13 protein-coding genes are annotated in these 12548 nt (G+C 65.6%); 9 read left to right on the top strand and 4 right to left on the bottom strand.

Annotated features, from left to right (window positions below; genetic code table 11):
- Positions 1–14: 14 nt before the first annotated feature.
- Positions 15–1085 carry a phosphotransferase gene (locus tag ACZY0B_RS02255; RefSeq protein WP_463762308.1) on the bottom strand — a complete coding sequence of 357 codons (1071 nt, stop codon included), beginning with the start codon at positions 1083–1085 and terminating at the stop codon, positions 15–17.
- A gap of 51 nt (positions 1086–1136) precedes the next feature.
- Here ACZY0B_RS02255 and ACZY0B_RS02250 point away from each other — a divergent pair, with 51 nt between their 5' ends.
- A complete protein-coding gene (locus tag ACZY0B_RS02250; RefSeq protein ID WP_463762307.1) occupies positions 1137–1757 on the top strand; it encodes a TetR/AcrR family transcriptional regulator in 621 nt (206 codons plus the stop codon).
- Here ACZY0B_RS02250 and ACZY0B_RS02245 read toward each other — a convergent pair.
- Together ACZY0B_RS02245 and ACZY0B_RS02240 are read right to left on the bottom strand one after the other, a co-directional pair.
- Positions 1751–2098: a VOC family protein gene (locus tag ACZY0B_RS02245; protein ID WP_463762306.1), complete on the bottom strand. Its 348-nt coding sequence runs from the start codon at positions 2096–2098 to the stop codon at positions 1751–1753. The two genes, ACZY0B_RS02250 and ACZY0B_RS02245, sit on opposite strands and share 7 nt — an antisense overlap.
- A gap of 34 nt (positions 2099–2132) precedes the next feature.
- A complete protein-coding gene (locus ACZY0B_RS02240) occupies positions 2133–3389 on the bottom strand; it encodes a M18 family aminopeptidase (RefSeq protein WP_463762304.1) in 1257 nt (418 codons plus the stop codon).
- A gap of 164 nt (positions 3390–3553) precedes the next feature.
- Here ACZY0B_RS02240 and ACZY0B_RS02235 point away from each other — a divergent pair, with 164 nt between their 5' ends.
- Positions 3554–4573, top strand: coding sequence for a Dyp-type peroxidase (locus ACZY0B_RS02235; RefSeq protein WP_463762303.1), 1020 nt, complete (start codon positions 3554–3556; stop codon positions 4571–4573).
- A complete protein-coding gene (locus ACZY0B_RS02230) occupies positions 4570–5370 on the top strand; it encodes a family 1 encapsulin nanocompartment shell protein (RefSeq protein WP_463762302.1) in 801 nt (266 codons plus the stop codon). The genes ACZY0B_RS02235 and ACZY0B_RS02230 overlap by 4 nt, the downstream gene beginning before the upstream one ends.
- Positions 5371–5452: 82 nt before the next feature.
- On the opposite strand, the gene ACZY0B_RS02225 is transcribed toward ACZY0B_RS02230, so the two are convergent.
- The gene (locus tag ACZY0B_RS02225) at positions 5453–7147 is read right to left on the bottom strand and encodes an MOSC domain-containing protein (protein WP_463762301.1); all 1695 of its coding nucleotides are present in this window, start codon (positions 7145–7147) and stop codon (positions 5453–5455) included.
- Between the two features lie 259 nt (positions 7148–7406).
- Here ACZY0B_RS02225 and ACZY0B_RS02220 point away from each other — a divergent pair, with 259 nt between their 5' ends.
- From ACZY0B_RS02220 to ACZY0B_RS02195, 6 genes are all read left to right on the top strand, one after another.
- Positions 7407–8276 (top strand): alpha/beta fold hydrolase, encoded by an 870-nt coding sequence (locus tag ACZY0B_RS02220; protein WP_463762300.1) that lies wholly within the window; start codon positions 7407–7409, stop codon positions 8274–8276.
- A 76-nt stretch (positions 8277–8352) separates the two neighbouring features.
- Entirely contained in the window at positions 8353–9054 is a 702-nt protein-coding gene (locus ACZY0B_RS02215) for a TetR/AcrR family transcriptional regulator (protein WP_463762299.1), read from the top strand.
- A complete protein-coding gene (locus ACZY0B_RS02210; RefSeq protein ID WP_463762298.1) occupies positions 9051–9722 on the top strand; it encodes a TetR/AcrR family transcriptional regulator in 672 nt (223 codons plus the stop codon). The genes ACZY0B_RS02215 and ACZY0B_RS02210 overlap by 4 nt, the downstream gene beginning before the upstream one ends.
- A gap of 125 nt (positions 9723–9847) precedes the next feature.
- Positions 9848–10897 carry a zinc-binding dehydrogenase gene (locus ACZY0B_RS02205; RefSeq protein ID WP_463762297.1) on the top strand — a complete coding sequence of 350 codons (1050 nt, stop codon included), beginning with the start codon at positions 9848–9850 and terminating at the stop codon, positions 10895–10897.
- 50 nt (positions 10898–10947) lie between these two features.
- The gene (locus ACZY0B_RS02200; protein ID WP_463762381.1) at positions 10948–11817 is read left to right on the top strand and encodes a DUF427 domain-containing protein; all 870 of its coding nucleotides are present in this window, start codon (positions 10948–10950) and stop codon (positions 11815–11817) included.
- A complete protein-coding gene (locus tag ACZY0B_RS02195; RefSeq protein WP_463762296.1) occupies positions 11814–12530 on the top strand; it encodes a haloacid dehalogenase type II in 717 nt (238 codons plus the stop codon). Before ACZY0B_RS02200 ends, ACZY0B_RS02195 begins: the two co-directional genes overlap by 4 nt.
- Positions 12531–12548: the final 18 nt, after the last annotated feature.

Genomic DNA, 12548 nt, shown 5'->3' with positions numbered 1-12548 from the left:
CCGCAGAGCTGCGTCTAACCGGCGATCTCGGCCAGCGCTGACAAGGGGTCGAGGTCTGCGTAGGCGAACGAATACCGTTGCGCCAGTGCGACAGAGACATCCGTACGCTGCCACTCGCCGGCGCTGGCGGTGACCAGCCACAGGGTCAGCCCGTGGGCGACGGAGGCCCGGTAGCGCAACCAGATCTCCTCGGCGCTGGGCAGCTCGTCGGCCGGCAACCCCAGTGAGTCCCGGTATTCCGCAAGCAGGTCGCGCTCGCTGCGGCGCCGATCCTCGACGGTCAGGGCGCCCTGCAGGAAATAGCCCAGATCCAGCGACCAATTGCCCCGCCGGGCCACCTGCCAGTCCAAAAAGCCGACTTCGCCGCTCGGCAGCAGGTACGTGTTGCCGATGTGAGGGTCACCGTGCAGCAGTGTCTGCGGGGATGTGGTCAGCGTCGCGACATACGGCTTCCAGATCGAGTCGATGAGCTCGTCGATGGTCAACGACATCACCTCGGCGGGCGCGTCGGCGCCGAGGCGTTCGAGGGCGGCCGGCAACGGTGCCGCCTCCATGCCCTTCCAGGCCACAAACGGCTCCAGCCAGTCCAGCGCCGGCTCACGCAGCACTCGTTCACCCCAAAACCGGCCATGCATCCGGGCCAGGCCGCGCACCCCGGTCGCCGCCTGCTCGACGGTGTAAGGCCGGGTCCCGTCGCGGGGGTCTGCTCCCTTGGCTCGGAGATCTTCCATCACCAGGATGAAGTCGTAATCGGCCTCGTCGATCAGCGCGGTGTAGACGGCGGGGTGCTGCAGCGGCAAATCCACCCCGCGGGTGAACAGTCGAGGCTCGTGGAACATGCCGCTGGTCAGGCGGATCAGCATCTTGTGCGCCGGATCGGCAGCCTTGACGAAAACCGTCGCCGGGCCCGCACCGGCTTGGTAGCTGACGCCCAGCCGGGCACGCCGGTTGGTGCCGTCGTCGCGGAGCTCGACGGTGACCGCGTCGACCACCGCGCCCGGAAAGTCCGCGGCCAGTGCCGTCGACATCCACTCGGGGGTGATCTCGTCCCAGGTCTTCGGCACGGACAACGAAGGAGCACTCACCGGCGAGTCCTTTCATAGAAACGACACGTATCGTATCGTAAGCTGTTCGCGATGAAGGTAGCCCAACCCGGCCATCAGCCGCCAGCGCCCCCCGAGCGGATCGGCCGTCCACGCGACAGCCGGGTGCATCACGCGATTCTCGATGCCACCCGCGAGCTGCTGACCAGCGGCAGTTACGCCGAGCTGTCGATGGAAAGCGTTGCGGCCCGCGCCCGGGTGGGCAAGAAGACGTTGTACCGGCGTTGGCCGTCGAAGGCACCACTGGTCGCCGAGGCGGTGTTGGAGGCCTACGGGCGATCAGGTTCGTTTCCGGTCGCCCAGACCGGCGATGTCCGCGCCGATCTGCGGGCCTGGCTCAACGAACACGCCGAGTTCTTGGCCGAGCCACCGAATGCCGCCTTGGTGCGAGCTCTCGTTGCCGCGGCCGCCGCGCGCCCGGGCGACGGCGAGGACCTCTATCAGCAATTGAGCGCCCCGCAGCTCGCCGGGTTGACGACGCGACTGCGCCAAGCCGTCGACGACGGAGAGTTGCGCGCCGGTGCGGATGTCGATGCCGTCGCTCATGCACTGGTCGGCACGCTGCTCTTGCACGCGCTCACGCGCTCGGGCGACAGCGTGGGCGGATTCGACGGGCTCGTCCACGCGCTGCTGGACGGGATATCGAGTTACTGACCCGCCACGCAGAACGCGTTGCCTTCGGGGTCGGCCAGGACTACCCAGCGAAAGTTCTCGCTGAACTGGTGACGGCCCACCTCGGTGGCTCCCGCTGCCGTCAGCCGCGACACTTCGCGGTCGACGTCCTCGGCACCGAAATCGAGGTGCACGCGATTCTTTCCCGGCGTGGGATCGGGGACGTTCTGAAATCCCAACCGCGGCCCGTCCGGCCGCATAACCGCAACGAACTCACCCGGGATCAGTTCCTGTGTGGTGCCCCCGAATTGGTCGGCCCACCAACTGGCTAGCTTCGCGGCATCGCCGCAGTCGAACGTGACCATCTCCACTTTGAGTGTCATACCGGTCGACTCTATGCCTGACCGAGCTAGCCGACTATTGCGGCGACAAAAATGCTTGCAGCGCAGCCGAATAGGCGGCGACGTCGTGGGAACCCATCAACTCCCGCGCGGAATGCATGGCCAGCTGCGCGGCGCCGACGTCGACGGTGGGGATCCCGGTGCGAGCCGACACCAGCGGCCCGATCGTGGAACCGCAGGGCAGGTCGGCCCGGTGCTCGTAGCGCTGCAGCGACACCCCGGCCTGCTGGCAAGCCAGCGCGAAGGCGGCCGCGGTACGTCCGTCGGTGGCGTAGCGCAGATTGGGGTGCACTTTGAGCACCGGTCCGGCGTTGACCTCGATCAGATGACCCGGCTCGTGGCGCTCCGGGTAGTTGGGGTGGGTGGCGTGCGCCATGTCGGCCGACGCCAGCATCGACGCCGGCAGCCGCCGCAGCAGGTCTTCCCGGCTACCGCCGGCCGCCAGCACGATGCGTTCCAGGACCGTGCTCAGTAGGTCGGATTGCGCACCGTGGTCGGATGACGAGCCGACCTCCTCGTGGTCGAAGAGGACCAGCACGGGCACGAAGTTTCGCGGCTTGGCGGCGAGCAACGCCTGCAGGCCGGCGTAGCAACTCGCCAGGTTGTCCAGCCGGGGAGCGCTCAACAGGCTGGCGTCGGCACCGATGACCGACGACGGCGTGAGATCGTGCGTCATCAGGTCGGCCGCCAGCACGTCGTCCGCCGCCACCCCGGCGCGCTCGGCGACGTAGCCGACGAACGAACTCACTTCGTCGCCAACGCCCCACACCGCGTTGACATGTCGTTGCGGGTCCAGCGTCAGCGATTTGCGATCCTCGGCCAGATGGATGGCCAGCTGCGGCACCCGCAGGATCGGGTCGTCAATCCGGATGAGCCGGTGGCCGACTCCGGACCCGTCACGCAAAGACAGCCTGCCGCTGATCCCCAAATCGCGGTCCAGCCACGAGTTGAGCCAGGCTCCCCCATAGGGCTCCAACGCCACGACCCGCCAGCCGGCCACCACCCGGTCCGGATGCTGCTTGACCCGCAGGTTGGGACTGTCGGTGTGCGCACCGACAATCCGGAAGGCGCCGGTGGGGTCGGCGGCGTTCCAGGCGACCAGCGAGCCGGCACGAACGATGAAGTAGCGACCCGGTTCAGCGGACCACGGGTCGGTTTCCCGGAGTTGGGTGTACCCGGCGGCGAGCAGCGCAGCGGCCACCGTGGCGCAGGCATGGAACGGCGATGGAGAAGCGTCGATGAATTCGCAGAGGCCTGCGGCGCTGGCCGACATGTTCACCATCATGGCTGTCCGTGACCATGCAGTTCACGCTGGGCCCAATTGCGCGGCTCCTTGCTCGCGCCCTCCCGCGCTCGCCGTCGCCACGCTGGGCCCAATTGCGCGGCTCCTTGCTCGCGCCCTCCCGCGCTCGCCGTCGCCACGCTAAGGTCACCAGAGTGCCTCCGGTTCAGCCACAGCCCATCCTCGCGCCGTTGACGCCTGCCGCGATATTTCTGGTGGTCACCATCGACGACGGCGGTGAAGCGACCGTGCACGACGCACTGCCGGACCTCTCGGGGCTGGTGCGTGCCATCGGCTTTCGCGACCCGACCAAGCATCTGTCGGTGGTCGCCTCGATCGGCTCCGACGCGTGGGACCGGTTGTTCGGCGGTCCGCGGCCCGCCGAACTGCATCCGTTCATCGAGCTGAGCGGGCCGCGCCACACCGCACCCGCCACGCCCGGTGATCTTTTGTTGCACATTCGGGCCGAGACGATGGACGTCTGTTTCGAACTGGCCGGCCGCATCCTCAAGTCGATGGCCGGCGCGGTGACCGTCGTCGACGAAGTGCACGGGTTCAAATTCTTCGACAACCGCGACCTGCTCGGCTTTGTCGACGGCACCGAGAACCCCGACGGCCCAATCGCCTTGAGCGCCACCGCGATCGGCGACGAGGATCCCGACTTCGCCGGATCATGCTACGTGCACATACAGAAATACGTACACGACATGTCGTCGTGGGATTCTCTGTCGGTTACCGAGCAGGAACGGGTGATCGGCCGGACCAAGTTGGAAGACATCGAACTCGGCGACGACGTGAAGCCGCCCAACTCGCACGTAGCGCTCAACGTCATCGAAGACGACGACGGTAACGAGTTGAAGATCGTGCGGGCCAACATGCCGTTCGGCGAACTCGGTGCCGGCGAGTTCGGCACCTACTACATCGGCTACTCGCGCACACCGGAAGTCACCGAGCGGCTGCTGCGCAACATGTTCATCGGCGACCCGCCCGGCAACACCGACCGCATCCTGGACTTCTCCACCGCCGTTACCGGCGGACTGTTCTTCTCCCCCACCGTCGACTTCCTCGACGATCCACCACCTCTTCCCGCACCACTCGAGACGGAGCGACCGGCCCCATCCGCCGCTGATGACGGCGCGCTTTCGATCGGCAGTCTGAAAGGAACCACCCAGTGAAGAACAACCTCTATCGCGATCTGGCACCGATCACCGACGTCGCCTGGGCAGAAATCGAATTGGAGGCGACGCGGACGTTCAAACGGCACATCGCCGGGCGTCGGGTGGTCGACGTCAGCGAGCCCGGCGGTCCGGTTACCGCGGCCGTCAGCACGGGACGTCTGGTCGACGTGCAGGCGCCCACCGACGGCGTGGTCGCGCACCTGCGCGCCAGCAAACCGCTTGTCCGCCTGCGGGTTCCATTCACCCTGTCTCGCGACGAGATCGACGACGTCGAGCGCGGCTCGCAAGACTCCGACTGGGATCCGGTCAAAGCCGCCGCCAAGAAGCTGGCCTTCGTCGAGGATCGCGCCATCTTCGAGGGCTACCCCGCCGCGTCGATTGACGGGATCCGCAGCTGCAGCTCGAACCCCGCGCTGATGTTGCCCGACGACCCTCGCGCGATTCCCGACATCATCACCCAGGCGCTGTCCGAGCTGCGGCTATCCGGCGTCGACGGCCCCTATTCGGTTCTGCTGTCTGCCGATATCTACACGAAGGTCAGCGAGACGACCGAGCACGGGTATCCGATCCTCGAGCACATCAATCGCCTGGTCAACGGTGACATCATCTGGGCGCCCGCCATCGACGGTGCGTTCGTGCTGACCACCCGTGGCGGTGACTTCGATCTGCAGCTGGGTACCGACGTCTCCATTGGTTACACCAGCCATGACGCCGACTCCGTGCAGCTGTATCTGCAGGAGACCCTGACGTTCCTGTGCTACACCGCCGAGGCATCGGTGGCGCTGGGCACCTAGGAATAAAGCGCATCGGGCATGCTGGAAGCAGTCGCGATCTCAGTCGATTTCGGACTGAAGCAAGGCTTTTGGTGTCGGTCGATCAGAGATCGAGCACCAGGTCACTTGCTGGAGCCGCCGAGCAGATCAGCACGCTGCCCGGGCCAGGTGCCTCCAATGGCGGCTGCACGTAGGTGGTCGCACCGGCGACCACTCCCGTCTCGCAGATATGGCAGACACCGCTTCGGCACGAAAACCGGGTCGGCACGTCACACGCTTCCGCGAAATCCAGGATGCTGCCGTAGTTCGCGGACCAATTCACCGTGAGTCCGCTACGGGCGAAGGTGATCGACGGTCCGGTCCCCGGCGTTCCGGCAGGCGGGTGGGGTGGGGTCCGCGGGGCCCCGCCGACGACGCCCGGATTGATGGCCGGCAGTGCGCCGAAGAGTTCAGTGTGGATGTGCGTGCCGTCGAGTCCGGCGGCGGTCAGGGCGGCGCGCATCTCGGTCATGAATTGGGTTGGGCCGCAAAGGTATGCTGCGGCGTCAGTCGGCAGCCCGAGAGCCGCGATGGCCGGCTGGCCCGCGCGCCCTTGGGTCTGGGTGTAGATCACCTGTTGTCGGGCCTGTGGCAACGACTCGAGCAGACTCGTGACTTCGGCTGCAAAAGCTTGGGTTTCGCGACTGCGGGTGGTGTGCAGCCACCAGATATCGCGGCTACTGCGGGCTGCGGCCAGCGCGTGCAGCATGGCCAAGACGGGGGTGATGCCGATTCCCGCCGAGATCATGACCACCGGCCGGTCGTCGTCGATGAGGTAGAAGTCGCCACGCGGGGCCGCGGCTTCGATGATCGACCCGGGTTCGATGTGCGCGTGCAGCCACCGGCTCACTAACCCGTGGTCTTCGCGCTTGACGCTGATGCGGTAATCCTCCGCCGCCCAGGACAGGGAATAGCTGCGCAGCGGTACCGGATCACCGGCCCCGGGGATTCGCACCGTGAGGTATTGCCCCGGCAGCGCCGGCGGCAGCGCGGCCTCGTCATCGGTTTGCAAGCGAATAGACATCACCTGCGTGCTTTCCCGGCGTATTGCGCTGACCCGTAACGGGCGGAATCCGGTCCACCCCGGTTCGACCGCGGCGGTCGGCGCCGGTTGGTCCCCCGCGTCCAGCATGTCGCGGAATGACTGCTGCCAGCCCGGGCTCAGCGCCGGAACGTCGACGACCTTGCCAAGCGTTTCGGCGTTGCGGTTTGGCAGATACAGCAGGGCGTCGACGTCGGCGACACTGAGTTCGTGACGGCCGCGGCGGGTCCGCACGATATCGTCGCCGGCCTGGACGCGACCCTCGGTGATGACGCGGAAGTAGAAGCCTGGACGGTGCTGGGCGACAAGCAGATTGGGCATCTCCGGTTCGTCGAGCCGCAACCCGATCCGGAAGCAGGTGACGCGCGGCTGGGTGACTTCGAATTCCGCATCGCCGATTCGGTAGCGGTCACCGATGCAGACTTCATCATCGGATAATCCGGTGATGGTGAAGTTTTCGCCGAAGTGACCGGGTCGCAGGTCGTCGCGATTCAGGTACGCCTTCCAGAAATCGTACGACTCGGACTGGTACACCATGACCGCGCGTTGTTCGCCGCCATGGCCGCCGAGATCGCCTTGACCGTCACCGTCGATGTTGAGACGTCGCACCATGACCGGACCCTCGACCGGCGTCTTCCAGATCCCGGTGTAGACGGTCCTGTCGCGCCATCGCACATTTTTGGGCATGCCCACGTTTACCGAAACAAGCCTGCCCATCGCTTCTCCTTTGGCTGTGTGAGAGAGCCTAAATCAGCGGCTCGCCGCCGTCGACTTGCAGCGTCATACCGGTCATGAACGCTCCACGGCGCGGCACAGGATTGGGATATTCGACCCAGAATATTCCCGGGTAGCCCCGTCGGTCAACCACAGCGGGGGCTATTGCGAGCCGGTGGTTTTGATGCATACTGGGATGTACATCCCAAAATTGCAGGTGGGTTGGCGGTTGTCCAGACCCACGTGGCGCAGGAGGAATCCAATGCCCGCTGTCCACCATCGTTACACCACCGTCGACGGCCATCGGCTGTTCTTCCGGGAAGCCGGCGACGCGGCGGCCCCCGCGGTGGTCCTGTTGCACGGATTTCCGACCAGCTCGTACATGTTCCGGCATCTGATTCCGAGGCTCGCCGACCGCTATCACGTGATCGCGCCCGATCACCTGGGTTTCGGGCTCTCCGACGCGCCAGGCGTCGACGAGTTCGACTACACCTTCGATGCGCTGACCGACCTGACCGCGGGCCTGCTGCGCAGCCTTGGTGTCGACCGCTACGCGATGTACGTGCAGGACTACGGCGCCCCGATCGGCTGGCGGTTGGCGCTGCGCGACCCGTCCGCGATTACGGCGATCATCAGCCAAAGCGGCAACGGGTACGACGCCGGCTTCGTGGAAAGCTTCTGGAAGGTCGTGCGCGCCTACCAGTCCGAGCCGACCGCCGAGACCGAGGCTCCGGTACGCCAATTCCTCGGCCTGGACGCGACCCGCTGGCAGTACCTCACCGGCGTGGCCGACGAGACGTTGGTCGACCCCGAGTGCTGGCATCACGACTACGCGTTGCTGTCCCGGCCCGGCAATCACCTGGTGCAACTAAAGCTGTTCCGCGACTACGCCACCAACGCACCGATGTACCCGCAAGTGCACGAGTATTTTCGCGCCACCCGGGTACCGCTGCTTGCGGTGTGGGGCCGCGGTGACGAGATCTTCGGACCCGCCGGGGCCGAAGCCTTCGCCGAGGACCTCCCCGACGCGGAGATTCATCTGCTCGACGGCGGGCATTTCCTGCTGGAGTCCGCTCTCGACGAGGTCGCCGAGCTGATCCGTAACTTCCTTGAGTGCCGCGTGGCCGCCTGACCGGTGCCCGCGCGGCACATCCAGCAATGGGCTGGATATCCCATAAACGGAGGTGCTCGCGGGTTAGCCTGACGCGATGGCCCATCCCGATGTTCAAGACGAACAACGGTTGACCGCCAAGGGGCGTGCCACCCGCGACAGGATTGTGCAGGCCGCCGCCCAGCTGATCGTCACCGAAGGCCTGTCGGCCTCGAACATGGAGAACGTGCGCAAAGCCGCGTCGGTCAGCGGCTCACAGCTCGCCCATTATTTCGCCGACAAGAGTGCCCTGATTCGCGCGGTGATCAGGCGCCAGATCGGCGTGGTGCTCGACTTCCATCGCCAGCCCCAGCTACGGGACCTTGACTCGTTCGACGACTTCGAGCGATGGATCGATCTCAACATGCGCTACCTGCGACGCATCGGAACCTCCAGTGGCACACCCACTTACCATGCGCTGACCGCGCAGCTGGCCAAGTCCGACGACGCAACCCGCGCGACCCTGGCCGCGGGCTACTGGCAATGGGCGGAGTTGCTCGAGTCGGCCATCCAGCGGATGAAGGACACGGGCGTCCTGATCGCGAACGCCGATCCGCGACAGCTGGCACTCGTCATCATCGGCGCTCACCAAGGCGGAGCAACACTGGCCTTCACCTACCGAGCGGCGTGGCCGCACGCCGACGCCACCCGGTTCGCGGTCAACTACCTGCGAATGTTTGCCGCCGAACCCGATGAGCGCACGCCGCGGCCCCCACGACGTTCCCGGGGCCGACGCGCGAAGCCAAGGGCGGCAACGTGACTGAACACGGCAAGCCGCGGTTCACCCGCAAAGGACAGGCGACGCGGGCCCGCATCATCGATGTCGCCGCCCGGCTGATGTTCGAGCGCGGCGTGGCCAGCACCAGCATCGACGAAGTGCGCAGCAGCGCCGGGGTGGGCGGATCGCAGATCTCGCACTACTTCCGCGACAAACGCGACCTGACCCGCGAGGTCATCGCCGCGCGCCGCGACGACGTCATCCAGTTTCACACCCAACCGCGGCTCGGCGCACTCGACAGCATCGAGGCGCTGCAAGCGTGGGCAGATGCATGTGTCGCGGACATCGACACCGTGTATCGGCTGGGCGGATGCGTCTATGGCTCACTGGCCGGTGAACTGATCGATGCCGACGACGAAGTTCGCGACGACCTCGCGCGCGGCTACGACCAATGGCTCGAGCTGTTCCACACCGGCCTTACCGCGATGCGCCGGCGCGGCGGTCTGCGCCCCGACGCCGACGCGCGGCACCTGGCAGCCTCGCTGGTCATCGCACACCAGGGCGGCGCGATGATCACGCACGCCACTGGTGACGCCGAGCCCTTGCGGGTCGCAGTCAATGCCGCCGTCGACTACGTGCGCTCCTTCGTAGCCGATCCGAGGACCAGCAAACGGCGTTCCAGGCCAGCTCGGCAACACCGCGAGTCCTGACCTGCTCGATCAGGCACTCTGGACATTTTTGGGCCAACTAGCCCATAATTATGGGTCATGCGGCCCATAATTGCCGAGTGTGTCGATAGCCAGACCCGGACTGACGATTTGGAAAGAGGCAGGTCATGAGCACCACAAGCAATGCCACCGCACTGCCCACCTCCCCCGCCGTCGTCCGCGAACAACCCGGCGGGGAGAGCATGCGGGCAATCATCCTGAAGGGGTTCGGCGGACTGGACAGCTTGGTCTACACCGAAATCCCCAAGCCGCTGCCCAAAGACGGCGAAGTGGTCATCGCAGTCAAGGGCTTCGGAATCAACCACGCCGAAATACACATGCGCCGAGGCGAGTGGGCCGAAGCGGCCGAAGTCAGCGGCATCGAATGCGTCGGCATTGTCGACTCGTGCCCGGGAGGAGAGTTTCCGGTCGGTGCCAAGGTGGCCGCGCTGATGGGTGGCCTGGGCCGAACGATCAACGGCAGCTATGCCGAATACACGCGAGTCCGTGCCGCGAATGTCACCTTCATCGAATCCGACCTGCCCTGGTCGCAGCTGGCGGCGCTGCCGGAGACCTATGCGACATCGTGGACGTGCCTGTTCCGCAATCTCAAGCTGACTGCGGGGCAGACACTGGTAATCCGCGGCGCGACATCGGCATTGGGCCAGGCCGCCCTCAAGATGGCGGTCATCACCGGAGCCCACGTCATTGCCACCGCGCGCAGCCGGGACCGTTTTGCCATGCTGGAAAGACTCGGTGCCGCTCGCGTCGAGGTTGAGCGGCCGGACCTGGCCGCTCACATCGCCGAGGCCAAGCAGATCGACGCGGTCCTCGACCTCGTCGGCAACAGCACCATCCTCGATTCGCTGGACATGCTGCGCGTCGGGGGCACTGCCTGCCTGGCGGGATGGCTGGGCGGCCTCGCCCCTATCGGGGATTTCAACCCGTTGGCGCGCATGGCCAGCGGCGTGAACTTCAGCTTCTTCGCCAGTCCCGTTTTTGGAACCCCGGGTTTCGAGGTGTCCGGCATACCGCTAAGTGACATCGCCCAACAAATCACCGACGGCAGACTCGATGCGAAGCCCGCGCGCGTCTTCTCGTTCGACGAGATCCGCGAAGCGCACCGGGTGTCCGAGTCCGGCGAAGCCGCCGGGAAGATCGTCGTGGTCATGGACTAGGCGTAAACACGCTCTCGGACAGCTGGTTTCGCTGCAGAATGGACATGACGATGGGGTTGGCATGGCAACAAGGTCCGCTGGCTACCGGATCGGTGGGGCACTTCCTCACCGAGCAGCCGTTGCCGCCCCGGCTGCTGTTCGCTGAGCCGTTGCGCCGCCGCATGCGGGTGCGCTTCGCAGGGCGGTGGATCGCCGACAGCGACGACGTGGTGTTGCTGCACGAGCCGGGGCGCTATCCGGTGGCCTACTTCCCCAGAGGTGACATCGACGAGGGAACTCTCCTCACTGAGGACCGGATAACGCAGCACAAAGACCTCGGCGACACCCAGTGGTTCACCGTCACGGCCGGAGAGCAACAGGCCAACCACGGCGCATGGCAGCACACCGGGCTGCCACACCATGCCACGGTCTTGGACGGACGGCTGGCGTTCGCCTGGCGCGCCATGGAGGCCTTCTACGAAGAAGACGAACGCATCGTCGGGCACGCCGCCGATGCCTACCATCGCATCGATATCCGTTCTACCTCGCGGCATCTCGTGGTCCGAGATGGCGATCAGGTGATCGCGGACACGCAGCACCCAATGGCGCTGTATGAATCCGGCTTCGCGCCCAGGTGGTATGTACCACGCGAGGATATCCACACATCAGCACTGAAACCCGCTGAGGGACAAACTTTCTGCCCATACAAAGGCATCGCTTCTTACTATGACATCGGCGACCGCAAACGTGCGGCCTGGTCCTACGTCAACGCCTGGACGGAGGTGTGTCGGGTGAGCAACCTAGTGTCCTTCGAACCCGACAAGATCGATGTCTACCTCGATGGCACACCATTGCGGCTCGAGCCCGGTCAAACCGTCATTCCGCACGGCGTGGACCGCGGACTCGACACCGACGAGGTGTTGGGAGAGCATCAGCCATGACGACGCCATCCGTACTTGTATTCGATGTGAACGAAACACTGATCGATATCGAGTCGATAGCACCCCTTTTCGGGGAGTTGTTCGGTGACGAGCGGGTGCTGCGCGAGTGGTTCGGCCAGCTCGTCCTCTACTCGATGACGGTGACCCTGGCCGACTGCTACGTGGACTTCTTCACACTCGGCCAAGGGGTGTTGCACATGCTGGCCGATATCCATCGGGTCCAGATCACCAACGCCGACGTCGGTCGTCTCCAAGAACAGATGCGCACGATGCCGGCACACCCCGATGCCGTAGAGGCACTCACATCACTGCGCGACAATGGTTTTCGCCTTGTCACACTGACGAACTCACCACACCGCCCCGGCGTGCCGACGCCGCTGGACAACGCCGGGCTCGGCGAGCTTTTCGAGCAGCAGCTCAGCGTGGAATCGTGTCGCGCCTTCAAGCCGTCACCATCGGTCTACCTGCACGCGTGCGAGGTGCTCGGTGTGGCTCCCGACGATTGCATGATGGTGGCCGCGCACGTGTGGGATCTCCTCGGCGCGCACAACATCGGGTTCGGCACTGCCCTTATCACGCGGCCGGGCAATCCCCCGCTGCCGGTTGAGGGCCTGCCGCAACCGACCCTCGTAGCAAGCGACCTACGACAGCTCGCCGCACAACTGACCACTCGGCCGCGCTCAGGTGACCGCCCGAGCAGCTCGATAGACTAAGCCGAAAGCGAGCAATTC

It is taken from the genome of Mycobacterium sp. IDUB_19 (assembly GCF_055419445.1).
Note: the sequence above shows the minus strand (reverse complement) of the source record. Positions and strands in the feature narration are given on the sequence as shown.